The organism is Pseudomonas putida (assembly GCF_022627325.1).
Classification (GTDB): domain Bacteria; phylum Pseudomonadota; class Gammaproteobacteria; order Pseudomonadales; family Pseudomonadaceae; genus Aquipseudomonas; species Aquipseudomonas putida_X.
Genome location: NZ_JAETZZ010000012.1, coordinates 119,842 through 141,107, shown reverse-complemented (window position 1 = coordinate 141,107; position 21,266 = coordinate 119,842). Strand labels below are relative to the sequence as shown.

General features: G+C 61.9%; 19 protein-coding genes and 1 pseudogene. 17 read left to right on the top strand and 3 right to left on the bottom strand.

The window, feature by feature from the left end; genetic code table 11:
• Nucleotides 1-2 precede the first annotated feature (2 nt).
• The gene (gene motB / locus JNA92_RS19390; protein WP_241806256.1) at nucleotides 3-1,022 is read left to right on the top strand and encodes a flagellar motor protein MotB; all 1,020 of its coding nucleotides are present in this window, start codon (nucleotides 3-5) and stop codon (nucleotides 1,020-1,022) included.
• A gap of 29 nt (nucleotides 1,023-1,051) precedes the next feature.
• Here the strand turns inward: motB and JNA92_RS19385 are convergent, their stop codons facing one another.
• Complete coding sequence (locus tag JNA92_RS19385) at nucleotides 1,052-1,531, bottom strand: molecular chaperone Tir (protein WP_241806255.1); 480 nt, start codon at nucleotides 1,529-1,531, stop codon at nucleotides 1,052-1,054.
• A gap of 114 nt (nucleotides 1,532-1,645) precedes the next feature.
• Nucleotides 1,646-2,677 (bottom strand): small ribosomal subunit biogenesis GTPase RsgA, encoded by a 1,032-nt coding sequence (gene rsgA, locus JNA92_RS19380; protein WP_241806254.1) that lies wholly within the window; start codon nucleotides 2,675-2,677, stop codon nucleotides 1,646-1,648.
• A gap of 160 nt (nucleotides 2,678-2,837) precedes the next feature.
• Here rsgA and orn point away from each other — a divergent pair, with 160 nt between their 5' ends.
• Together orn and JNA92_RS19370 are read left to right on the top strand one after the other, a co-directional pair.
• Nucleotides 2,838-3,380, top strand: a complete 543-nt coding sequence (gene orn / locus JNA92_RS19375) for an oligoribonuclease (RefSeq protein ID WP_241806253.1) — start codon at nucleotides 2,838-2,840, stop codon at nucleotides 3,378-3,380.
• 93 nt (nucleotides 3,381-3,473) lie between these two features.
• Nucleotides 3,474-4,085 (top strand): trimeric intracellular cation channel family protein, encoded by a 612-nt coding sequence (locus tag JNA92_RS19370; RefSeq protein WP_003249516.1) that lies wholly within the window; start codon nucleotides 3,474-3,476, stop codon nucleotides 4,083-4,085.
• A 27-nt stretch (nucleotides 4,086-4,112) separates the two neighbouring features.
• On the opposite strand, the gene queG is transcribed toward JNA92_RS19370, so the two are convergent.
• A complete protein-coding gene (gene queG / locus JNA92_RS19365) occupies nucleotides 4,113-5,177 on the bottom strand; it encodes a tRNA epoxyqueuosine(34) reductase QueG (RefSeq protein WP_241806252.1) in 1,065 nt (354 codons plus the stop codon).
• A gap of 65 nt (nucleotides 5,178-5,242) precedes the next feature.
• On the opposite strand from queG, the gene JNA92_RS19360 reads away from it, so the two are divergent.
• From JNA92_RS19360 to JNA92_RS19300, 14 genes and pseudogenes are all read left to right on the top strand, one after another.
• Complete coding sequence (locus tag JNA92_RS19360) at nucleotides 5,243-6,103, top strand: NAD(P)H-hydrate dehydratase (RefSeq protein ID WP_241806251.1); 861 nt, start codon at nucleotides 5,243-5,245, stop codon at nucleotides 6,101-6,103.
• A complete protein-coding gene (gene tsaE / locus JNA92_RS19355) occupies nucleotides 6,091-6,564 on the top strand; it encodes a tRNA (adenosine(37)-N6)-threonylcarbamoyltransferase complex ATPase subunit type 1 TsaE (RefSeq protein ID WP_241806250.1) in 474 nt (157 codons plus the stop codon). The genes JNA92_RS19360 and tsaE overlap by 13 nt, the downstream gene beginning before the upstream one ends.
• Before the next feature lie 11 nt (nucleotides 6,565-6,575).
• On the top strand, nucleotides 6,576-8,009 hold the full coding sequence (locus tag JNA92_RS19350) for an N-acetylmuramoyl-L-alanine amidase (protein ID WP_241806249.1): 1,434 nt from the start codon (nucleotides 6,576-6,578) through the stop codon (nucleotides 8,007-8,009).
• On the top strand, nucleotides 8,006-9,907 hold the full coding sequence (gene mutL / locus JNA92_RS19345) for a DNA mismatch repair endonuclease MutL (RefSeq protein WP_241806248.1): 1,902 nt from the start codon (nucleotides 8,006-8,008) through the stop codon (nucleotides 9,905-9,907). The genes JNA92_RS19350 and mutL overlap by 4 nt, the downstream gene beginning before the upstream one ends.
• Before the next feature lies 1 nt (nucleotide 9,908).
• The gene (gene miaA, locus JNA92_RS19340) at nucleotides 9,909-10,880 is read left to right on the top strand and encodes a tRNA (adenosine(37)-N6)-dimethylallyltransferase MiaA (RefSeq protein WP_241806247.1); all 972 of its coding nucleotides are present in this window, start codon (nucleotides 9,909-9,911) and stop codon (nucleotides 10,878-10,880) included.
• Between the two features lie 94 nt (nucleotides 10,881-10,974).
• Nucleotides 10,975-11,235, top strand: coding sequence for an RNA chaperone Hfq (hfq, locus tag JNA92_RS19335; RefSeq protein WP_003258160.1), 261 nt, complete (start codon nucleotides 10,975-10,977; stop codon nucleotides 11,233-11,235).
• Between the two features lie 12 nt (nucleotides 11,236-11,247).
• Entirely contained in the window at nucleotides 11,248-12,549 is a 1,302-nt protein-coding gene (hflX, locus tag JNA92_RS19330; protein WP_241806246.1) for a ribosome rescue GTPase HflX, read from the top strand.
• A 96-nt stretch (nucleotides 12,550-12,645) separates the two neighbouring features.
• Complete coding sequence (gene hflK / locus JNA92_RS19325; RefSeq protein ID WP_241806245.1) at nucleotides 12,646-13,827, top strand: FtsH protease activity modulator HflK; 1,182 nt, start codon at nucleotides 12,646-12,648, stop codon at nucleotides 13,825-13,827.
• A complete protein-coding gene (gene hflC, locus JNA92_RS19320; protein WP_241806244.1) occupies nucleotides 13,827-14,696 on the top strand; it encodes a protease modulator HflC in 870 nt (289 codons plus the stop codon). The genes hflK and hflC overlap by 1 nt, the downstream gene beginning before the upstream one ends.
• Nucleotides 14,697-14,986: 290 nt before the next feature.
• A complete protein-coding gene (locus JNA92_RS19315) occupies nucleotides 14,987-16,174 on the top strand; it encodes an ATP phosphoribosyltransferase regulatory subunit (RefSeq protein WP_241806243.1) in 1,188 nt (395 codons plus the stop codon).
• 56 nt (nucleotides 16,175-16,230) lie between these two features.
• Nucleotides 16,231-17,523, top strand: a complete 1,293-nt coding sequence (locus JNA92_RS19310) for an adenylosuccinate synthase (protein ID WP_241806242.1) — start codon at nucleotides 16,231-16,233, stop codon at nucleotides 17,521-17,523.
• 524 nt (nucleotides 17,524-18,047) lie between these two features.
• Nucleotides 18,048-18,740, top strand: a pseudogene (locus JNA92_RS26155) (methyl-accepting chemotaxis protein); the annotation flags it as partial.
• Between the two features lie 21 nt (nucleotides 18,741-18,761).
• Nucleotides 18,762-19,646, top strand: a complete 885-nt coding sequence (locus JNA92_RS26150) for a methyl-accepting chemotaxis protein (RefSeq protein WP_372490513.1) — start codon at nucleotides 18,762-18,764, stop codon at nucleotides 19,644-19,646.
• A 1,212-nt stretch (nucleotides 19,647-20,858) separates the two neighbouring features.
• Nucleotides 20,859-21,233: a hypothetical protein gene (locus JNA92_RS19300; RefSeq protein WP_241806240.1), complete on the top strand. Its 375-nt coding sequence runs from the start codon at nucleotides 20,859-20,861 to the stop codon at nucleotides 21,231-21,233.
• Nucleotides 21,234-21,266 lie beyond the last annotated feature (33 nt).

Below are 21,266 nucleotides of genomic sequence, written 5' to 3'. Positions count from 1 at the left end.
TCATGGAAAACAATCAGCCGATAATCATCAAGCGCGTCAAGCGCTACGGTGGTGGCCACCATGGCGGCGCCTGGAAGATCGCTTTCGCTGACTTCGCCACGGCGATGATGGCGTTCTTCCTGGTGCTGTGGCTGCTGTCCACTGCCACGCCCGAGCAGAAGATCGCCATTGCCGGTTACTTCAAGGACCCGATCGGTTTCTCCGAGAGCGGAACGCCTTATGTGATCGATCTTGGTGGTTCGCCCCAGCTTGCGCCGGAAAAGACCATCAACCCGGAAGAAAAGTCCGAGCCTACGCCCGATACCAGCATCCAGTTGGACCAGGATCAGGTCGAGACCATGGCTGATCAGGTTGAGCGAGAACGCCTCGAACTGCTGTTGCAGGAGCTGCAGAACAAGGTCGAGGAAAACCCGCAGCTGCAGAAATTCAAGGACCAGATTCTCTTCGAGATCACTCAGGACGGCTTGCGCATCCAGATCATGGATGCCGAGAACCGGCCGATGTTCGATATCGGCAGTGCCCGACTGCAGCCGTATTTCGAGGACATTCTGCTGGCCATGGCCGACACCATCAAGGCAGTGCCGAACAAGATCAGCGTCAGTGGCCACACCGATGCCAAGCCTTATTCGGGCAGCGGAGAGTTCGGCAACTGGGAACTGTCGGCCAATCGCGCCAATGCCGCACGGCGGGCGCTGGTTGCCGGTGGCTATCCGGATGACCAGGTCGCGCGGGTAGTGGGTTATGCGTCGTCTTCGCTGTTCGATCGCAAAGACCCTTTCAACCCGGTAAACCGCCGTATCGACATCATCGTCCTGACCAAGAAGGCCCAGCGTAACATTGAGGGTGAGCAGGGTACGGCGCCTGCACAGCCTAGCCAGCCAGCGCCGCCTGCCGGCGCTGCGCCAGGTGCGCCGGCGGCACCTGCTGCGCAGGATGCACCCATGCAACCGCGTGAACTGCGCCAGAAGCTGAACATCTTCGAGGAAGGGACCTTGAAGATGGACGAGCCCAAGGACTCGTGACGGAGGGGCCGCCCAGCGGCCCCGATGCATCAGAACCCCCGCCGGATCTTGGCCTTCAGATCCGCATGAAAGAAATCTGCATTGTCCCGGTCGGCACAGCTTCCGCGTCCCGGGGGTAACGTCATGGCACGGGTGAACGTGCACTCATCGTGATAGGCCCGCACAAACAGGTCGATGTGCTTGCGCTCGCGCATTACCGGCCATCTGCCAAAACACTCAGGTAGCGCGCCGCCGTTGCTTTGATAAAGGCTGACACGCCGGCTGCTCATGACTGCTGCCCCCAGCAGCCAGGGTGTCCACCAGTCGGCGGCGGCCCATTCGGACAAAAGGCCAATCCAGTGGGTTGCATCGCCCATGGATCGGCAGAAGTTGCCATACAGATCTTCGCGGGTCTGCCCTTGGCAGTCGAACAGGACCAGCTGCGTCGGAATGCTTTCGAGCAGCAGGCGTTCGTTGAGGATAAAGGCGTCAAGCCGCTCTTCGTGGCGGTAAGTGCTTAAAACCGGCATCGCGGTTGCCCTCCCTGATAGGAAGTCATGACCATCAGGGAAAGCAGCAGGCGGGGCAATAGATGACGGCGAAACCGGAAGAGCCCTACGAGGGTAGGTAATATTTCCTACGAATCAGTAGTTGTCATCCGGCAGGCTGGCAATGATCGAGCGGTAGCTGTTCATGCGCTGCTGCTTGATACGGCCATCTTCGAGTGCCCTGAGCAGGGCACAGCCTGGCTCGCGATCATGCTTGCAGTCGCGAAAGCGGCAGGTGCCGAACAGGTCGCGGAACTCGATGAAGCCGTCTTCCACATCATCACGGCTGACATGGCCAAGGCCGAACTCTCGGATGCCTGGCGAGTCGATCAGGTCGCCGCCATTGGGAAAGTGGTAAAGGCGCGCAGTGGTGGTGGTGTGGGTGCCTTGGCCCGACCATTCGGACAGGTCGCCGACCCGGGTGTCAGCAGCAGGCAGCAGGCTGTTGACCAGAGAAGACTTGCCCACACCCGACTGGCCGACGAACACGCTGATATGGCCGTCCAGCATCTGCTGCAGGCGCTGCATGCCGTCGCCGTGGTGGGCAGAGACCTCCAGCAACGGGTAGCCCAGGTCGCGGTACACCTCGAGCAAGGCATGGAGTGCGGGGCCGTTCTCGTCGTTGATCAGGTCGGCTTTGTTCAGCAGCAACAGTGGGCGGATGCCCGCGTGCTCGGCGGCGACCAGATAACGGTCGATCAGGTTCGGATGCGGCTCGGGCGCTGGCGCGAAGACGATGACGATGAGGTCGACGTTGGCGGCAACCGGCTTGAGCTGACCGTGGTTGTTCGGCCGGCACAGCTCGGTGCTGCGCGGCATCTGCGCGACGATTACGCCAATGCCCTGGTTGCCGGCACGCCAGACCACGCGGTCACCGGTGACCAGCGCCGGCAGGTTTGCGCGCAGGTGGCAGCGCACGACCTGGCCTGCAGCCTCGCCGTCCTGAGCCTCCACCTCAACCTGTACGCCAAAGTGAGCGATCACCAGGCCCAGTTGCTCCGGCCCCAGGTCACCCCCTTCCAGCTCCTGCAGCGCATGCTGCTCGCGTTTGGCGGCGCGAGCGGCGCGTTCGTTCTGGATCTTTTCGATACGCCAGTTCTGGCGGCGATTGAGCTGGCGTTTGGCCATTAGTGTTCCGTGCGAGTTGCGTGAGAGAGCCGTGGTGGGGCATTGAAAGCGGCAGGCAGTTTAGCACGACGGGCGGCGGACCATTCTGGTTACCTTTGCGCCGGGAATGCGCTGGTCCATGCCGCTAGGCTACTATGACGGCCTATACGAGGAGCCCTTCATGCAGAACCCACAGAACCTGATCTGGATCGATCTGGAAATGACCGGCCTGGATCCGGACACCGACGTCATCATCGAGATGGCCACCATCGTCACTGACAGCGAGCTGAACACGCTGGCCGAAGGGCCGGTGATCGCCATCCACCACAGTGACGAAGTGCTGGCGCGCATGGATGAGTGGAATACCCGCACCCACGGCGGCTCGGGGTTGACCCAGCGTGTACGCGAAAGCAAGGTCAGCATGGCCGAGGCCGAAGCGCAGACCATCGCCTTCCTGGAGCAATGGGTCCCCAAAGGCAAGTCGCCGATCTGTGGCAACAGCATCTGCCAGGACCGCCGCTTCCTCTATCGCCATATGCGCAGCCTGGAAAACTACTTCCACTATCGCAACCTCGATGTCTCCACAGTCAAGGAGCTGGCTGCGCGCTGGGCACCGGACGTGCGGGACAGCTTCAAGAAGGGCAGCACCCACCTGGCGCTGGACGATATCCGCGAGTCGATCGCCGAACTGCGCCACTACCGCACGCACTTCATCAAGGTGTGAGGTGAAAGCGGGCGCATAGAATGTGCGTGCGCCCTCTTTTGGTGCCTTGGGCAACTGGTTAGACTGCGCGCCTTTCCCGCACGGACCCGCGCCATGTTGTTGATGCTCTACCTTATCGCCATCACTGCCGAAGCCATGACTGGCGCTCTGTCCGCCGGGCGGCGCGGTATGGACTGGTTTGGCGTGGTGCTGATCGCCTGTGTGACTGCACTGGGTGGTGGCTCGGTGCGTGATGTGCTGCTCGGGCACTACCCACTGACTTGGGTGAAGCATCCGGAATACCTGGTGCTGACCAGCTTCGCCGCGCTGCTGACGATTTTCATCGCACCGATGATGCGCCGCCTGCGGTCGCTGTTCCTGGTGCTGGATGCCTTGGGGTTGGTGGCTTTCACCCTGATTGGCTGCATGACTGCGCTCGAGATGGGGCAGGGCATGTTGGTGGCGTCGATCAGTGGCGTCATTACAGGGGTGTTCGGCGGGATCCTCAGGGATATTTTCTGCAACGATATCCCGCTGGTGTTCCGGCGCGAGCTGTATGCCAGCGTGTCGTTTGCCGCAGCGTGGTTCTACCTGGGCTGTGTGTATTTCAAGGTGCCGGCAGAGCAGGCCATGCTGCTGACCTTGTTTGGTGGGTTCCTGGTGCGGCTATTGGCGATCCGCTTCCATTGGGAAATGCCCAAGTTTCACTACAACGACCAGCAGTGAACGCCTGAGGCTGCTTTGCGCCCCCGGCTACGTAATGCCATGCCGCGCCAGCGCCCACTCCACATGTTCACGCACCAGTTGCGAAGGGTCTTCCCGGCGGGCCTTCAAGGCTTCCAGTACCGGAATCGTCGAAGGCGCATTGCCCAGCCCCACTGCCAGGTTGCGTAGCCAGCGCTCATACCCGGCGCGCCGCAGCGGCCCGCCTTCGGTCTTGCGTAAAAATGTCTTTTCATCCCACATGAACATCTCGGCCAGCTCGGCATTCTCCAGGCCATGCCTGGGCTGGAAGTCGTTTTCCTGGGTGGGTCGTGCAAAACGATTCCACGGGCAGACGATCTGGCAGTCATCGCAACCGAACACCCGATTGCCCATCATCGCGCGCAGCTCCACAGGAATGGCGCCTTTCAATTCGATGGTCAGGTAGGAAATGCAGCGCCTGGCATCCAGCACATAGGGCCCGACAAAGGCCTTGGTCGGGCAGATGTCCAGGCACGCCTGGCAGCGCCCGCAATGCTCGCTGGCATGCGCCTCGTCTACGGGCAGCGGCAGGTCGACGAAAAGTTCGGCCAAGAAGAAGTAGCTACCTGCCTTGCGGTTGAGCAGCAGGGTGTTCTTGCCGATCCAGCCCAGCCCCGCCTGTTCGGCAATGGCCTTTTCCAGCACCGGAGCACTGTCGACGAATGCCCGGTAGCCGAACGGGCCGATGTCTTCCTGGATGCGATCGGCCAGGTGCTGCACGCGTTTGCGCACCAGCTTGTGGTAGTCGCGGCCAAGGGCATAGCGCGAGACGTAGGCTTTTTCCGGCTGGGCCAGGCGTTGCGCCATCTGTGTATCGCCGGGCAGGTAGTCCATGCGCAGCGAAACCACCCGCACGGTGCCAGGGATCAGCTGGTCGGGGTGGGCGCGTTTGCCATCGTGAGCGGCCAGGTATTCCATCTCGCCCTGGTAACCTGCGTCGAGCCAGCGCTGCAGGTGCTGTTCGTGCTCGCCAAGGTCCACACCGGCGATGCCGACGTGGGCAAAACCGAGTTCTCGGCCCCAATTTTTGATCGATTGGGCCAGGGCGGCGAGGTCAAGTGTGCAAGCGGACATGGATGGGCAAGGCAATACGGGCTCAGGTGGGTATAATTCTGCCAGACATTGGAGCCTTTGACCCCATGCCGCAGACCAAGCACCCAAGCCATGCCCCACTCCTGCTCAGCAGCGTGACCGTCCCGCGTCTGCCCGCCAGGCATCCGCACGCCCATAAAGGTGACTTCGGCCACGTATTGGTGGTGGGCGGCGACCTCGGTACCGGTGGCGCAGTGCTGCTGAGCGCCGAAGCCTCACTGCGCTGCGGCGCTGGGCTGGTAAGTGTGGCAACGCGGCCCGAGCACGTTGCCCCAGCCCTTGCCCGTGTGCCAGAAGCGATGTGCCTGGGCGTGAGCTCGGCCAACCAGCTGATGGGCGTGCAGGAGCGCGCGTCGGTGCTGGTGGTCGGCCCGGGGCTGGGCCAGGCCGCCTGGGGGCGTAGCCTGCTGTCGGCTGTCGCCAATGCCGAGCGGCCGCAGGTGTGGGATGCCGATGCGCTCAACTTGCTGGCGCGCACGCCCCTGGCATTACCCAGTGGCAGCATCCTCACCCCGCACCCGGGGGAGGCTGCGCGGCTGCTGGGCATTTCAACCGAGGCGGTGCAGGCCGACCGGGCGGGCGCGGCGCGCAAGCTGGCGCGCCGCTATGCCAGTGTTTGCGTGCTCAAGGGCGCCGGTACACTGGTGGCGGACCCATCGGGGCAGTTGGCCCTGTGCCAGCGCGGGCATCCGGCGATGGCGGGGGCAGGCTTGGGTGACGTGCTCACCGGTGTGCTGGCGGCGTTGTTGGCTCAAGGGCTGGATGCCTGGTGCGCCGCAGGTCTTGGGGTGTGGCTGCACGCCTGTGCCGGCGAGCGTTTGGGTGTGAAAGGTAGAGGCCTGGCGGCCAGTGATCTGGCGCCGGTCATTCGTGAGTTGTTGGAGGAGCATTCTGCGTGTCTGGCATAACCCTGTTTCTGGCCGATGAAGAGGCCACCGTCACATTCGGTGCATCACTGGCCGAGGTGACCGGCGGTCGCGGCATCATCTTTCTCGAGGGGAACCTGGGTGCGGGCAAGACGACGCTGTCCCGTGGCCTTATTCGCGGCTTGGGCCATACTGGTGCAGTGAAAAGCCCGACCTTCACCGTGGTCGAGCCTTACGAGATTGGTGACGTACGTGCCTTCCATTTCGACCTGTATCGCCTGGCCGATCCGGAAGAGCTGGAGTTCATGGGCATTCGCGACTACTTCGAGGGAGATCCGCTGTGCCTGTTCGAATGGCCAGAAAAGGGTGCGGGCGTTTTGCCAAAGCCTGACCTGACCATTACCATAAGCCCCCAAGCGGGCGGACGCTCGCTGATCCTTTCGCCGCAGGGGGCTCGCGGCGAGGCCTGGTGCACTGCGCTGGCCAAACACTATAAACAGTAAGTGGGGTAGGTATGCGCATACGCGCACTGGTCGCTGTAGTTGGGCTGCTGCTGACAGCGGTGACCGTCGACGCTATGGCCGTCACTCAAGTCAAGAGCATGCGCCTGTGGCGCGCACCGGACAACACGCGGCTGGTCTTCGACCTGTCTGGCCCCGTGCAGCATAGCGTCTTCACCCTCAGCGCACCCGATCGCCTGGTCATCGATATCAATGGCGCGACACTGGCGGCGCCGTTGAACGTGGCCACCTCCAATACACCCATCAGCAACGTGCGCTCCGCCCAACGTACGCCTAACGATCTGCGCGTGGTGGTCGACCTGAAAAAGTCGGTCACGCCCAAAAGCTTCACCCTGGCACCCAACGCCCAGTACGGCAACCGCCTGGTCGTCGACCTGTACGACCAGGAAGCCGATGCCATCGCCGCCTCGGCACCTGCTGCACCGCCTGCGCCTGTGCAAACCCCGGCGACCACGCCAGCGGTACCGGTCAGCCCGGCCCAGCCCGCGATCAAACTGCCACCTGTACCCAGCGGCAAGCGTGACATCGTAATCGCCATCGACGCGGGTCATGGCGGTGAGGACCCGGGGGCTTCGGGGTCGCGTGGTCAGCATGAGAAAGACATCGTGCTGCAGATCGCCAAGGAGCTGCAGCGTCAGATCAATACCGAGAAGGGCTACCGTGCCGAACTGACCCGTACCGGTGACTACTTCATTCCGCTGCGCAAACGTACCGAGATTGCCCGCAAGAAAGGCGCCGACCTGTTCATCTCGATCCACGCCGACGCTGCTCCGTCGCGGGCTGCCTTCGGCGCCTCGGTATTCGCCCTGTCCGACCGTGGCGCCACATCCGAGACCGCCCGCTGGCTGGCCGACACAGAAAACCGCTCCGACCTCATCGGTGGCGCGGGTAACGTCAGCCTGGACGACAAAGATCGCATGCTCGCAGGTGTGCTGCTCGACCTGTCGATGACCGCAACGCTCAGTTCCAGCCTCAACGTCGGGCAAAAAGTGCTGGGCAACATGGGGCGTATCACCTCGCTGCACAAGCGGCGTGTGGAGCAAGCGGGCTTCATGGTACTGAAGTCGCCGGATATTCCATCGATCCTGGTCGAAACCGGGTTCATCTCCAACAATAATGAAGCTGCCAAGCTGGCCACGCGCAGCCATCAGCAGGCATTGGCCCGGTCGATCCACACCGGTGTGCGCCAGTACTTCCAGCAGAACCCGCCGCCTGGCACTTACATTGCCTGGATGCGCGACAGCGGCAAGATCGCCCAAGGGCCGCGTGAACACACGGTGCGCCCAGGTGAGACCCTGGCGATGCTCGCCGTGCGCTACCAGGTCAGCGTGGCTAGCCTGCGCAATACCAATAGCCTCAAGAGTGATCAGCTGAAGGTCGGCCAGCACCTCAATATTCCCTCAACGACCCTGGCTTCGCAGCAATGAGCGGTGGTTCACGCATCCAGCTGCTAAGCCCGCGGCTGGCCAACCAGATTGCCGCAGGTGAGGTGGTCGAGCGCCCGGCTTCTGTGGCCAAGGAGTTGTTGGAGAACAGTCTCGATTCCGGCGCCCGGCGCATCGATGTCGAGGTGGAGCAGGGCGGCGTCAAACTGTTGCGGGTACGTGACGACGGCAGCGGTATTTCTGCCGACGACCTGCCATTGGCCCTGGCCCGGCATGCCACCAGCAAGATCCGCGAACTGGAAGACCTCGAAGGGGTGCTGAGCCTGGGCTTCCGTGGCGAGGCGCTGGCCTCGATCAGCTCGGTGGCGCGCCTGACGCTCACCTCGCGCACTGCCAATGCGAGCGAAGCCTGGCAGGTCGAGACCGAAGGTCGCGACATGACCCCGCGAGTGCAGCCTGCTGCGCATCCTGTCGGCACCTCGGTGGAAGTACGAGACCTGTTCTTCAATACCCCGGCCCGTCGCAAGTTTCTCAAGGCCGAGAAGACCGAATTCGACCACCTGCAGGAAGTCATCCGGCGCCTGGCCCTGGCCCGCTTCGATGTGGCCTTCCACCTGCGGCACAACGGCAAGAGCATCCTCAGCCTGCATGAAGCGCATGATGAAACGGCCCGTGCGCGGCGAGTCGGCGCCATTTGTGGCGGGGGCTTCATGGAGCAGGCGCTGCCGATCGATGTCGAGCGTAACGGCCTGCGCCTGTGGGGCTGGGTCGGCCTGCCGACGTTCTCGCGCAGCCAGGCAGACCTCCAGTATTTCTTCGTCAACGGCCGTGCGGTGCGCGACAAGCTGGTAGCCCATGCGGTGCGTCAGGCTTACCGTGACGTCCTGTTCAATGGTCGTCACCCGACGTTCGTGCTGTTCCTTGAGCTTGAGCCCAACGGCGTCGACGTCAACGTGCACCCAACCAAGCACGAAGTGCGTTTCCGTGAGGGGCGTTCGGTTCACGACTTTCTCTATGGCACGCTGCACCGTGCCTTGGCCGACGTGCGCCCGGAAGACCATCTGGCCTCGGCGCCGGCCGCCGCTGCCGAGGTCGTCCGCCCAACGGGGCAACAGGCGGGCGAATTCGGCCCGCAAGGCGAGATGCGCCTGGCCTCGCCTGTGCTCGAGCAACCCCAGGTGCCCCAGCATTCGATTTCCAACGGCGGCAGTGGCGCCGGTTACCAGTATCAGTACAGCCCCCGCCCATCGCAGCCGTTGCCCGCTGCCGAGGCCCAGGCGGTCTACCGCGAGTTCTACAAGCCACTGAACGATGACGCCGCAGCGCCCGCGTCGTTGCCGCAGAGCCAGGGCGACATTCCGCCATTAGGCTATGCCCTGGCTCAGCTCAAAGGCATCTACATCCTCGCCGAGAACGCTGCCGGCCTGGTCCTGGTGGACATGCACGCAGCCCACGAGCGGATCATGTACGAGCGGCTCAAGGTGGCGATGGCCAGCGAGGGGTTGAGTGGCCAGCCGCTGCTGGTGCCCGAGTCGCTGGCGCTTAGCCAGCGTGAGGCCGATTGCGCCGAGGAGCATGCCCAGTGGTTCCAGCGTCTGGGCTTCGAGTTGCAGCGCCTGGGCCCCGAGACACTGGCGATCCGCCAGATTCCTGCGCTGCTCAAGCAGGCCGAGGCCAACCGCCTGGTGCAGGATGTGCTTGCCGACCTTATGGAGTACGGCACCAGCGATCGCATTCAGGCGCACTTGAACGAACTGCTCGGTACCATGGCCTGCCACGGTGCCGTGCGTGCCAACCGGCGCTTGGCGGTTGCTGAGATGAACGCCCTGCTGCGTGACATGGAAAACACCGAGCGTAGCGGCCAGTGCAACCATGGCCGACCGACCTGGACCCAAATGGGCCTGGACGACCTGGACAAACTTTTCCTGCGCGGTCGATGACATGAGCGGCAAGCCCCCAGCAATATTCCTCATGGGCCCGACGGCGGCCGGCAAGACCGACCTTGCCATCGAGCTGACCAAGGTCTTGCCCTGCGAGCTGATCAGCGTCGACTCGGCGCTGGTCTACCGCGGCATGGACATCGGCAGCGCCAAACCCTCAAAAGAGGTTTTGGCTGCCCATCCACATCGTCTTATCGATATTCGCGACCCTGCCGAGAGTTACTCGGCTGCGCAGTTTCGCACCGATGCCCTTCAGGCCATGGCCGAGATCACCGCGCGAGGCAAAGTCCCGCTGCTGGTGGGCGGCACCATGCTCTACTACAAGGCCTTGATCGATGGCCTGGCGGACATGCCGCCCGCCGATGCCGGGGTGCGAGCCGCGCTCGAGGCCCAGGCGCAGGCGCTGGGTTCGGCCGAGCTGCATCGCCAGCTCGCCGAAGTGGACCCGGAGTCCGCCGCACGCATCCACCCCAACGACCCTCAGCGCCTGATCCGTGCGCTGGAGGTCTACCAGGTGAGTGGCGAGAGCATGACAGCCCATCGCCAGCGTCAATTCGCGGAAAGTAGCGGCGCAGACGCATGCGCTGGTGGGCATTTGCCCTATACTGTCGCGAGTTTGGCGATTGCTCCCACAGATCGTCACATTTTGCATCAGCGAATTGCGTTACGATTTTCGCAGATGCTGGAACAGGGCTTCGTCGACGAGGTCCGATCGCTGCGAGCCAGAAGTGACTTGCACGCCGGGCTGCCGTCTATACGGGCAGTGGGGTATCGGCAGGTCTGGGACTACCTCGACGGCAAGCTGACTGAGAATGAGATGCGAGAACGCGGTATCATTGCTACTCGCCAGCTGGCCAAGCGGCAGTTCACCTGGTTGCGCGGTTGGTCCGACGTGCACTGGCTCGACAGCCTGGCCTGCGACAATCTGTCCCGCACCTTGAAATACCTTGGGGCCATCTCCATATTGAGCTGAGTCCCTGCTGATTGCCGTCTATTCTTGCGAAGGGGCGGCCTAACTTATCGATTTTTCTGATTTTCTACTATTTATCCTTACAGGAGTGCGGCATATGTCAAAAGGGCATTCGCTACAAGACCCTTACTTGAACACCTTGAGAAAAGAAAAGGTCCCGGTTTCGATCTATCTGGTCAATGGGATCAAGCTGCAGGGCTCGATCGAATCGTTCGACCAATTCGTGGTGCTGTTGAAAAACACCGTCAGCCAGATGGTCTACAAGCACGCGATTTCGACCGTGGTTCCAGCCCGTCCGGTTCGCCTGCCAAGCCCGTCCGATTCCGAACACGGCGACAGCGAACCAGGCAACGCCTGATAGGAGCCTGCATTGTTCTTTGAGCGCCACGGTGGTGGTGAGCGGGCGCTGCTCGTTCACTTGGAAGGTCAGAACCCTGAGGCGCGCGAAGACCCGCAGGAGTTTCAGGAACTGGCATTGTCGGCCGGAGCCGACATCGTCTCGCTGGTCACAGTGGCAAGGCATCAGCCTACCGCCAAATACCTGATTGGCAGCGGCAAGGTCGAGGAACTGCGCGACCTGGTCAAAGCCGAACAGGTAGATCTGGTGATTTTCAATCACACCCTCACGCCCAGCCAGGAACGTAACCTCGAACGCGTCTTCGAGTGTCGCGTGCTTGACCGTACCGGGCTTATTCTCGACATCTTCGCCCAACGGGCGCGTACCCATGAAGGCAAGCTGCAGGTCGAACTGGCCCAGCTCGAGCACATGAGCACGCGGCTGGTGCGCGGCTGGACCCACCTTGAGCGTCAGAAGGGTGGTATCGGTATGCGTGGCCCGGGTGAAACCCAGCTGGAAACCGACCGGCGTCTGCTGCGGGTGCGCCTGCGCCAGATCAAGTCACGCCTGGAAAAGGTTCGCAGCCAGCGTGAGCAGGCTCGCCGGGGCCGTCGGCGCGCGGATATTCCGTCGGTATCGCTGGTGGGCTACACCAACGCTGGCAAGTCCACGCTGTTCAACGCCCTGACCGAATCCGATGTGTACGCTGCCGACCAATTGTTCGCCACCCTCGACCCGACCCTGCGCCGGCTCCAGCTCGACGACCTTGGGCCAATCGTGCTGGCTGACACCGTTGGCTTCATTCGTCACCTTCCGCACAAGCTGGTCGAGGCATTTCGGGCTACGCTCGAAGAGTCGAGCAACTCCGACCTGCTGCTGCATGTGATCGATGCCCATGAGCCAGAGCGCATGGAGCAGATCGAGCAGGTGCTGGCAGTATTGGGCGAGATCGGTGCCGAAGGCTTGCCGATACTCGAGGTCTATAACAAACTCGACCTGCTTGAAGATGTCGAGCCGCAGATCCAGCGCAATGCCGATGGCAAGCCGGAGCGGGTCTGGGTATCGGCTCGAGATGGTCGTGGCCTGGACCTGCTTGGTCAGGCCATTGCCGAATTGCTGGGGGATGATCTTTTTGTCGGTACCCTGTGCCTGGAGCAGCGTTTTGCCCGCTTGCGCGCGCAATTCTTTGCCTTGGGTGCGGTGCAGAGTGAAGAGCATGACGAAGAAGGGCGCAGCCTGCTGAGTGTGCGATTGCCCAGGGTCGAGTTGAATCGCCTGGTCAGCCGCGAAGGCATGGAGCCGCAAGTGTTTGTCGAGCAACACACTTTGCAATAAATGCCCGCCGAGGTCGTCGGGCAGCAGTGGCAGGCATTCTGTAGCATTGGACGGCGCGCCGTGGGCGCGTCTTTGCTTTATCAGATGGAGAGCGCTATGGCTTGGAACGAGCCGGGTGGCAACTCGAACAATCAGGATCCCTGGGGCGGTCGCCGCGGTGGTGGTGGCGGCGGTGGCGATAAAAAAGGCCCGCCGGATCTGGACGAGGCCTTCCGCAAACTGCAGGACAGCCTTAATGGCATGTTCGGCAGCGGCAAGAAACGTGGCGGCGGTGACCGCAATGTCGGCAAGGGTGGCGGCTACGGCCTGCTGGGCATCGGCCTGGCGGTACTGGCTGCCATCTGGCTGTACAGCGCCGTGTACGTGGTCGACGAGCAGGAGCAGGCCGTTGTGCTGCGCTTCGGCAAGTACTATGAAACGGTCGGTCCCGGCCTGAACATCTACTTCCCGCCGATCGATCGCAAGTACATGGAAAACGTCACGCGTGAGCGTGCCTACACCAAGCAGGGCCAGATGCTCACCGAAGACGAGAACATCGTCGAGGTGCCACTGACCGTCCAGTACAAGATCACCAACCTGCAGGACTTCGTGCTCAACGTCGACCAGCCCGAGGTGAGCCTGCAGCATGCCACCGAGAGCGCCCTGCGCCACGTGGTGGGCTCCACCTCGATGGACCAGGTGTTGACCGAGGGTCGTGAGCAGATGGCCGTGGATATCCGCGAACGCCTGCAGCGCTTCCTCGACAACTACCGTACCGGTATCACCGTCACCCAGGTCAACGTGCAGAGCGCGGCAGCCCCGCGTGAAGTGCAGGAAGCCTTCGACGACGTGATCCGTGCGCGTGAAGACGAACAGCGTGCCCGTAACCAGGCCGAATCCTACGCCAATGGCGTGGTGCCGGAAGCCCGTGGTCAGGCGCAACGCATCATCGAGGACGCCAACGGTTACCGCGACGAAGTCATCGCCCGCGCCAAGGGTGAGGCTGACCGCTTTACCAAGCTGCTCGCCGAGTACCGCAAGGCCCCTGACGTAACCCGTCAGCGTCTGTATCTGGAGACCATGCAAGAGGTCTACAGCAACACGAGCAAAGTCATGGTGGCAACCAAGGATGGGCAGAACAACCTGCTCTACCTGCCGCTGGACAAGATGGTCGAAAGCGGTCGCAACAAGTCCGCGCCGGCTACCGGTGTGTCGCCATCGGCCAATGATGCGGCCGCACGTGCGGCGCAGGACCTGCAACAGCAACAGCAGCAGATGCGCACTAGGGAGAGCCGCTGATGAGCAATAAATCGCTGATCGCCCTGATCGCAGCTGTGGTGCTGGCTGTCGTGGCCTGGAACAGCTTCTACATCGTGGCCCAGACCGAACGTGCGGTACTGCTGCAATTCGGCCGTGTGGTCCAGGCGGATGTCCAGCCTGGCTTGCATGTGAAGATTCCTTATGTGAACCAGGTGCGCAGGTTCGACGCCCGCCTGATGACCCTCGACGCCCCGACCCAGCGGTTCCTGACCCTGGAGAAGAAAGCGGTGATGGTCGACGCCTACGCCAAGTGGCGTGTTCAGGATGCCGAGCGTTTCTATACCGCGACTTCCGGTCTCAAGCAGATCGCCGATGAGCGTCTGTCTCGTCGTCTGGAAAGCGGCCTGCGTGACCAGTTCGGTAAACGTACCCTGCACGAAGTGGTGTCCGGTGAGCGCGATGCGCTGATGGCTGATATCACCGCATCGCTGAACCGCATGGCCAGCAAGGAGCTGGGTATCGAGGTGGTCGATGTGCGCGTCAAGGCCATCGACCTGCCGAAGGAAGTCAACCGCAGCGTGTTCGACCGTATGAGCACCGAGCGTGAGCGGGAAGCCCGCGAGCATCGTGCCAAGGGTAACGAGCTGGCAGAGGGTATCCGTGCCGATGCCGACCGTCAGCGCCGCGTGCTGCTGGCCGAAGCCTATCGTGAGGCGGAAGAAACCCGTGGTGATGGTGATGCCCAGTCGGCCGCCATCTATGCCAAGGCCTACACCCAGGACGCCGATTTCTATGCGTTCTACCGTAGCCTTCAGGCATACCGCGACAGCTTCTCCAGCAAGAGCGATGTGCTGGTCCTGGATCCGAAGAACGAGTTCTTCCGCTTCCTGGACAAGAGCAAGCCCTGATGCTCTGATCGGGAAGTGCCCCGCCTGGCAGCTAAAACACCAGGCGGGGTGCATCCTGATTAAAAAGGGGTGTATGATGAGGCAGCCGGGAAATTTCCCGGCTTTTTTGCGTCTGCAAGGTTGATTGGCAAAGCGCCAGTTGACGGTTTGGTCAGTTCGCAAGGCAATTCGAGGGTATTGGGTACGGTGGCGGCGCTGGGATCAGTGCTGCCTGCTGCTGTGCGCCAATGCCTGCTTTACTGACGGCTCGCCTGCAGGCAAGCCGCCCGGACCAGAGGGGAAATGGCGTAATGGCAACGGTAGACCGCTGGCTACTGCCAGATGGCATCGAGGAAGTACTGCCACCTGAGGCTGCGCGTATCGAGATCGCGCGTCGTCAGGTGTTGGACCTGTTCCAGAGTTGGGGCTACGAACTGGTCGTCACCCCGCATATCGAGTACCTGGAGTCGCTGCTTACCGGCGCCGGCCAGGACCTGGATCAGCGCACCTTCAAGGTGGTCGACCCGCAGTCCGGTCGCCTGATGGGCTTCCGTGCCGACTTTACCCCGCAGGTGGCGCGCATCGACGCCCACACCCTGCGCCGCGAAGGCCCGAGCCGCCTGTGCTATGCCGGCAGTGTGCTGCACGCCCAGCCGCGTGCCCTGTCCACCTCGCGCAGCCCGATCCAGCTGGGTGCCGAGTTGTACGGCGACGCCAGCCCTACCAGTGATGTCGAAGTCATCAGCCTCATGCTCGCCACGCTGCAACTGACCGACGTCGCGGATGTGCACATGGACCTCGGCCATGTCGGCATCTACCGTGGCCTGGCGCGCGCCGCCGGGTTGTCCGGTGCAGTCGAACAGCAGCTGTTCGATGCCCTGCAGCGCAAGTCGGTCGATGAAGTGCAGGCACTGACTGCCGACTTGCCGAAAGACCTGAGCAACATGCTGCGCGCGCTGGTCGAGCTGTGCGGTGGCCGCGAAGTGCTGGCCGAAGCCCGTGTGCGCCTGGGCCGCGCCCCAGCCAGCGTGCTGGCGGCGCTGGATGACCTGCTGGCGATAGCTGATCGCCTGGCCGCGCGCTACCCGGACCTGCCGCTGTATTTCGATCTTGGCGAGCTGCGTGGCTACAACTACCACACCGGTGTGGTGTTCGCCGTGTTCGTGCCTGGCGAAGGTCAATCGATCGCCCAGGGCGGGCGCTACGACGACATCGGCGCAGATTTCGGCCGGGCCCGCCCGGCCACTGGTTTCTCCACGGATTTGAAGACCCTGGTCACACTGGGGCGAGCGGAGGTCGTATTGCCAACTGGCGGCATCTGGATGCCCGACAGTGGTGACGCGGCCCTCTGGCAGCAGGTCTGCCAGTTGCGCAACGAGGGCCAGCGTGTGGTTCAGGCTCTGCCTGGCCAGCCGTTGAGTGCTGCTCTCGAGGCGGATTGTGATCGGCAATTGATTCAGCAAGACGGGCGCTGGCAGGTTCTGCCGCTGACCCATTGAGTTTCTGCGTCGGCAGTAGGCCGGCAACCAAGTTTGCGTGAATGAGGACCAATGTAATGGGTAAGAATGTCGTCGTCCTGGGCACCCAGTGGGGTGATGAGGGCAAAGGCAAGATCGTCGATCTGCTGACCGAACATGCTGCCGCCGTAGTGCGCTACCAGGGTGGCCACAATGCTGGCCACACGCTGGTGATCAACGGTGAAAAAACCGTTCTGCACCTGATCCCGTCCGGCATCCTGCGCGAAGGCGTGCAGTGCCTGATCGGCAACGGCGTGGTCGTTGCGCCCGATGCCCTGATGCGTGAAATCACCAAGCTGGAAGAGAAGGGCGTACCGGTGCGTGAGCGCCTGCGCATCAGCCCGGCTGCTCCGCTGATCCTGTCGTACCACGTAGCCTTGGACCAGGCCCGCGAGAAAGCCCGTGGCGAAGCCAAGATCGGCACCACCGGCCGCGGTATCGGCCCAGCCTACGAAGACAAGGTCGCCCGTCGCGGCCTGCGCGTTGGCGACCTGTTCCACCGTGAGCGTTTTGCCGCCAAGCTCGGTGAGCTGCTGGACTACCACAACTTCCAGCTGGTCAATTACTACAAAGAGCCGGCCATCGACTTCCAGCAGACGCTGGACGAGTGCATGGAATACGCCGAGCTGCTCAAGCCGATGATGCTCGACGTGACCGCCGAGCTGCACAACCTGCGTCGTGCCGGCAAGGACATCATGTTCGAAGGCGCCCAGGGTTCGCTGCTGGACATCGACCACGGTACCTACCCGTACGTCACCAGCTCCAACACCACTGCTGGCGGTATCTCCACCGGCTCCGGCGTTGGCCCGATGTACCTGGACTACATTCTGGGTATCACCAAGGCCTACACCACGCGCGTGGGTTCCGGTCCGTTCCCGACCGAACTGTTCGACGAAACCGGTGCCGGCCTGGCCAAGCGTGGTCACGAGTTTGGCTCGACCACTGGCCGTGCCCGTCGTTGCGGCTGGTTCGATGCCGTCATCCTGCGTCGCGCCATCGACGTCAACAGCATCTCGGGTATCTGCCTGACCAAGCTGGACGTACTGGACGGCATGGAAACCATCAACATCTGTGTTGGCTACAAGGACGCAAACGGCGCCGTTAACGATGCCCCGTCCGACGCCGACAGCTACATCGGCCTGGAGCCGGTGTACGAAACGATGCCAGGCTGGAGCGAGTCGACCGTGGGCGCCAAGTCCCTGGAAGCCCTGCCAGAAGCTGCTCGCGCTTACATCAAGCGCATCGAGGAGCTGGTTGGCGCGCCGATCGATATCATCTCCACCGGCCCGGACCGCAACGAGACCATCGTGCTGCGTCATCCGTTCGCCTGATCTGCCACAGGCTGATCTGACGCCGCGCTCTTGAAAGAGAGCGCGGCGTTTTTGCATCTGCTTGGTGCTAATAGCACCGCTGCTCAACCTTGGCGTTTATCCCTGCTGTGCCCGGCACAACCCTTGCTGTAAGAAGTTGCTGTAGATGCCATCAAAATAATGGCGCCAGAAAGCACGAGGGTTTTACCGTGTCTGCCATCCTCTCACTGTTACGAAGCCGCCTCTTGCGGCCTGTGTTTGTTGCCCTTGGTATCGCCCTTTTGGTGCAGGTGCTGGTCGCCGTTGCGCTGACCCGAAGCACTGTCACTGCCCTTGAGGCCGACTTGGGCGAGCGCCTGGGCAGCGATAGCCGTAAGCTTGCCAGCGAGCTTGAGCAAGCTGGGCAGGACGTACGCGCCGGCCTCGACAGCCTTTCCAGCAGTACGCGACAGCGCCTGAGTGCCGGGCTGTCCGAGCGGCTGCAAACCGAGCAGCAGCAACTGCGCGCAACACTGGAAAAAAACCTCAAGGACTCGGCCAACGACATGGCCCAACTGCTGGCATCGGTCGCCCCGCGGGCTATCTGGGACAACGATGTGCCGGTGCTTTCAGACTTCGCACGCCGGGCCCAGCGCAACCCCAACGTCCTGTTCGTGATTTATGACGACGCCCAAGGTCAGCACCTGACCCGCTACCTGAATCGACAGAACCCGATCAACCAGGCCTTGATGGAAAAGGGCCAGGGTGAGCGGGCCTTGGACAAGGTACTGGATGCCGCTCGCCGCGACCCTTCGGTGTACTTCGTCGAAGCCTCGATCAGCCCCAACGGCGCGGAAATCGGCAAGGTACTGATGGGGGTATCCACTGCCGGTGTTGATCAGGCGCTCAAGGCCCTGGACCAGCGCTTCGCTGCCTTGATCACCAGTGCAGAGCAGCTGGTGGGCGACAGCCTCGGTGCCGCCGCAGCCGACAGCGGCAAGGCCCTGCGCGAGCGCCTGGAAACCGCACAGGGCAGTGCTACGGCGATGCAGGCCAATACCGCACAAACCGTGCGCCACGCTGCCGCAGAGCTGCGTTGGCGCATCGGGCTGGGTCTTGTGGTGGTAGGGGTGGGTGTTTTGCTGGTAGTGGCCTTGGTGCTAGGCCGTCGGGTGCTCAGCAAGCTGCGCCTGCTGATCACCGCACTCAACGATTTGGCTGCAGGTGAAGGTGACCTGACCAAGCGCGTCAACCTCGACAGTCGCGACGAGATTGGTGACATGGCCTCAGCGGTCAACCGCTTCGTCGACAAGTTGCAGCCGATTGTCCGCGAGGCCGGCGAGGTGGCACAGCGTACGGGGGTCGAGATTGGCAGCATGACCCAGCGCAATGCTGGCGCCGATGCTGCCGCAGCACTGCAACGCGACGAAGTGGCCGCCAGCCTGCGCGACCTGTCGAGCATGGCCGATGAGGCCCAGGCTGAAAGCCACGCCATGCAGGCGGCGCTGCAGCAGGTGGTCGACATCCGGCAAGCGACCGATGAGAACAGCCGCGCGTCAACCCAATTGGCCGGCATGATCGAGAACCTGGCAGGCCAAGTCGAAACCGGCTCGCAGGTGATCGAACGGCTGGCCAGGCAGAGCGAGCAAATCGAGGTGGTGCTGACCGTGATTCACGGCATCGCCGAACAGACCAACCTTTTGGCGCTCAACGCCGCCATCGAGGCCGCGCGTGCCGGCGAAACCGGGCGCGGCTTCGCCGTGGTGGCCGACGAGGTGCGGGCACTGGCGAGCAAGACGCAAAGCTCGACCGGTGATATTCAGGCCCATATCGCAGCGCTGCAGAAGGGCGCCAAGGAGGCGGTGGCAACCATCGGTCAGGCGGGTCTGAAGGCCAGTGAAGGCCTGTCGGTGCTGCGCGAGAACGAGCGCCGGCAGCAGTCGGTGCAGGCCGCAGTGGAGCAGGTGCATGCCGCAATCGGGCTGGCCACGCGGGCCGCTGAGCAGCAAGCGCATGGGGCGCAGGCGGTGCGTGGGCGGGTTGAGAATATCCATGCTCAGGCAGAGCGTTCGGCAGAAGTGGTGATGCAAACCACAGCGAGCAGCAAGGTGCTGGATGACTTGGCGGCGCAGTTGCGGGCGAGCCTGGGGCAATTCCGCGCCTGATCATGCGAATCAAGGTTTGAGGAGAAGCTGTCTTGCTCAAAATTCGAAAGGCTGTGCGCCCCCTGGGAGCAACTGTCTGGCTCAACTTCTAAAAGTTGCCGCAATCCAAGTGGGAGCCGGCTTGCCGGCGATGGGCCGCAAAGCGGCCCCCAGATGCTCGCTGGCCCCGTCGAGCGCGCTCGGGCTATCACAGCTCGGCTGTGGGGGCTGCTGTGCAGCCCATCGCCGGCAAGCCGGCTCCCACCGCGACCGCGCAATTCCTCAAGCCTGCGGAGCAAACACCCGGAGTCCGTCAAAAAGACGCTAGTGGAGGTTGATCAGCTGCATAGAGTCCCACTTGGGTGGTGGCTCATTAAGCCAGATATGTCGAGACCAGCGCCCTGGCCGGTAGGATTTCTGGTAGTGCCGGTGGTGGGCTCGCGGGAGGCGCATTGCTAAGCTCTGTGTGGGGGGGTGGAATTCCCTCGGCAGGATTTGGAGGGGTAACATGCGTCGTAATTGGGGCGGCCGTGGGTGGGAAGTATGGAGGGGATTACGGTGGTGAGTGGATGGGCGGTCTGGGGGAGGTGATTTATGAGAGTGTGCGAGAGTGAGTTCCGTAGCAATGACAGTAATCGCGTCTATCCTAATAGCTTGTATGGGGGTCAGCGTGTGCATGATGGTTTATTTGGCTTGTCGTTATGTAAAGGATATTGAAGCGGCCCTGTCTAAATGCAGTTATATTCAGAGTAATAAGGATAACTTTTCATCGGCCGGACTTGTTGGGAAGGTGATGCGGACCTGCCTGGCGGCAAACATGCTTATGATTCCGGGGTTGTTCATTCGAAAAGGTGTGGCAGACGTTTCGGATGTAGAGAGCTTCCCAAAGCCTATTAAAAAAATCCTACTACCATCGTGGCTGGGGCTCGTATTGTCGACGATCTTGTTCTTTGCTTTCAATTGGATAATAAGGGTTTTAACGTGAGCCAATGATGTAGCCTCAAGTGCTCAGGCTGTTTTCCCCAAATCGCTTGGTAGAAAGGCTGAGTGCGTCGAGAGGAGTTCGCTAGTTGCGGGCTTGGGAGTGGGCGATTGGTGGATATGTCGGGGCGTATGGAGGCAATAGCATTTGTTGCTGTAGGTATTCCCACCGATGGAATGGCAAATTCCGCATGCGTAATATTGCAAGTGTCGCTGGAGAAGAGGAGGGGAGGTTTTGTATGAGGCAGTGCGATGAGTAACTTGCACCTGGCGGTGCTCGGTGTGGCTGTGATTATTTCTCCGTTTTTGATGTTTGGTGTGTGGATTTTTTTAGTGTATCGATATTTGGATCGTATCGAATCAATCTTATCAAATAGTCGAATGGTGGCTGTGAATAGAGAAGTTTATTCTCATGCTGGGTTGCTCGGGAAAGTCATGCGGTTAGGGTCGATTTCTGCAATGCTATCTCTGAAATATTTCAGCATCCGAAAGAATCTATTGGCTAGCGATGACGTTAGTAAAGTTCCCATCGATCTGCAGAGGCTGTTAGTGGGCTTGTGGAATATACAAATTCTTCTGATTGCACTGATCGTTCTGTTTTTTGTTTGGATAGAGTACTGGAGGTAAGCTCCTGTGTGTCGTTCGAAAATCCAGGCTGCT

Excerpts from the sequence above, each read along its gene's own strand:
- miaA (WP_241806247.1), top strand. The coding sequence starts at position 9,909 with ATGAGCGGCAAGCCCCCAGCAATATTCCTCATGGGCCCGACGGCGGCC.
- JNA92_RS19315 (WP_241806243.1), top strand. The coding sequence starts at position 14,987 with ATGGCAACGGTAGACCGCTGGCTACTGCCAGATGGCATCGAGGAAGTA.
- rsgA (WP_241806254.1), bottom strand. The coding sequence starts at position 2,677 with ATGGCCAAACGCCAGCTCAATCGCCGCCAGAACTGGCGTATCGAAAAG.
- JNA92_RS19370 (WP_003249516.1), top strand. The coding sequence starts at position 3,474 with ATGTTGTTGATGCTCTACCTTATCGCCATCACTGCCGAAGCCATGACT.
- hflK (WP_241806245.1), top strand. The coding sequence starts at position 12,646 with ATGGCTTGGAACGAGCCGGGTGGCAACTCGAACAATCAGGATCCCTGG.
- orn (WP_241806253.1), top strand. The coding sequence starts at position 2,838 with ATGCAGAACCCACAGAACCTGATCTGGATCGATCTGGAAATGACCGGC.
- JNA92_RS26150 (WP_372490513.1), top strand. The coding sequence starts at position 18,762 with ATGGCCTCAGCGGTCAACCGCTTCGTCGACAAGTTGCAGCCGATTGTC.
- JNA92_RS19385 (WP_241806255.1), bottom strand. The coding sequence starts at position 1,531 with ATGCCGGTTTTAAGCACTTACCGCCACGAAGAGCGGCTTGACGCCTTT.
- JNA92_RS19350 (WP_241806249.1), top strand. The coding sequence starts at position 6,576 with ATGCGCATACGCGCACTGGTCGCTGTAGTTGGGCTGCTGCTGACAGCG.
- JNA92_RS19360 (WP_241806251.1), top strand. The coding sequence starts at position 5,243 with ATGCCGCAGACCAAGCACCCAAGCCATGCCCCACTCCTGCTCAGCAGC.
- JNA92_RS19300 (WP_241806240.1), top strand. The coding sequence starts at position 20,859 with ATGAGTAACTTGCACCTGGCGGTGCTCGGTGTGGCTGTGATTATTTCT.
- queG (WP_241806252.1), bottom strand. The coding sequence starts at position 5,177 with ATGTCCGCTTGCACACTTGACCTCGCCGCCCTGGCCCAATCGATCAAA.
- motB (WP_241806256.1), top strand. The coding sequence starts at position 3 with ATGGAAAACAATCAGCCGATAATCATCAAGCGCGTCAAGCGCTACGGT.
- mutL (WP_241806248.1), top strand. The coding sequence starts at position 8,006 with ATGAGCGGTGGTTCACGCATCCAGCTGCTAAGCCCGCGGCTGGCCAAC.
- hflC (WP_241806244.1), top strand. The coding sequence starts at position 13,827 with ATGAGCAATAAATCGCTGATCGCCCTGATCGCAGCTGTGGTGCTGGCT.
- hfq (WP_003258160.1), top strand. The coding sequence starts at position 10,975 with ATGTCAAAAGGGCATTCGCTACAAGACCCTTACTTGAACACCTTGAGA.
- JNA92_RS19310 (WP_241806242.1), top strand. The coding sequence starts at position 16,231 with ATGGGTAAGAATGTCGTCGTCCTGGGCACCCAGTGGGGTGATGAGGGC.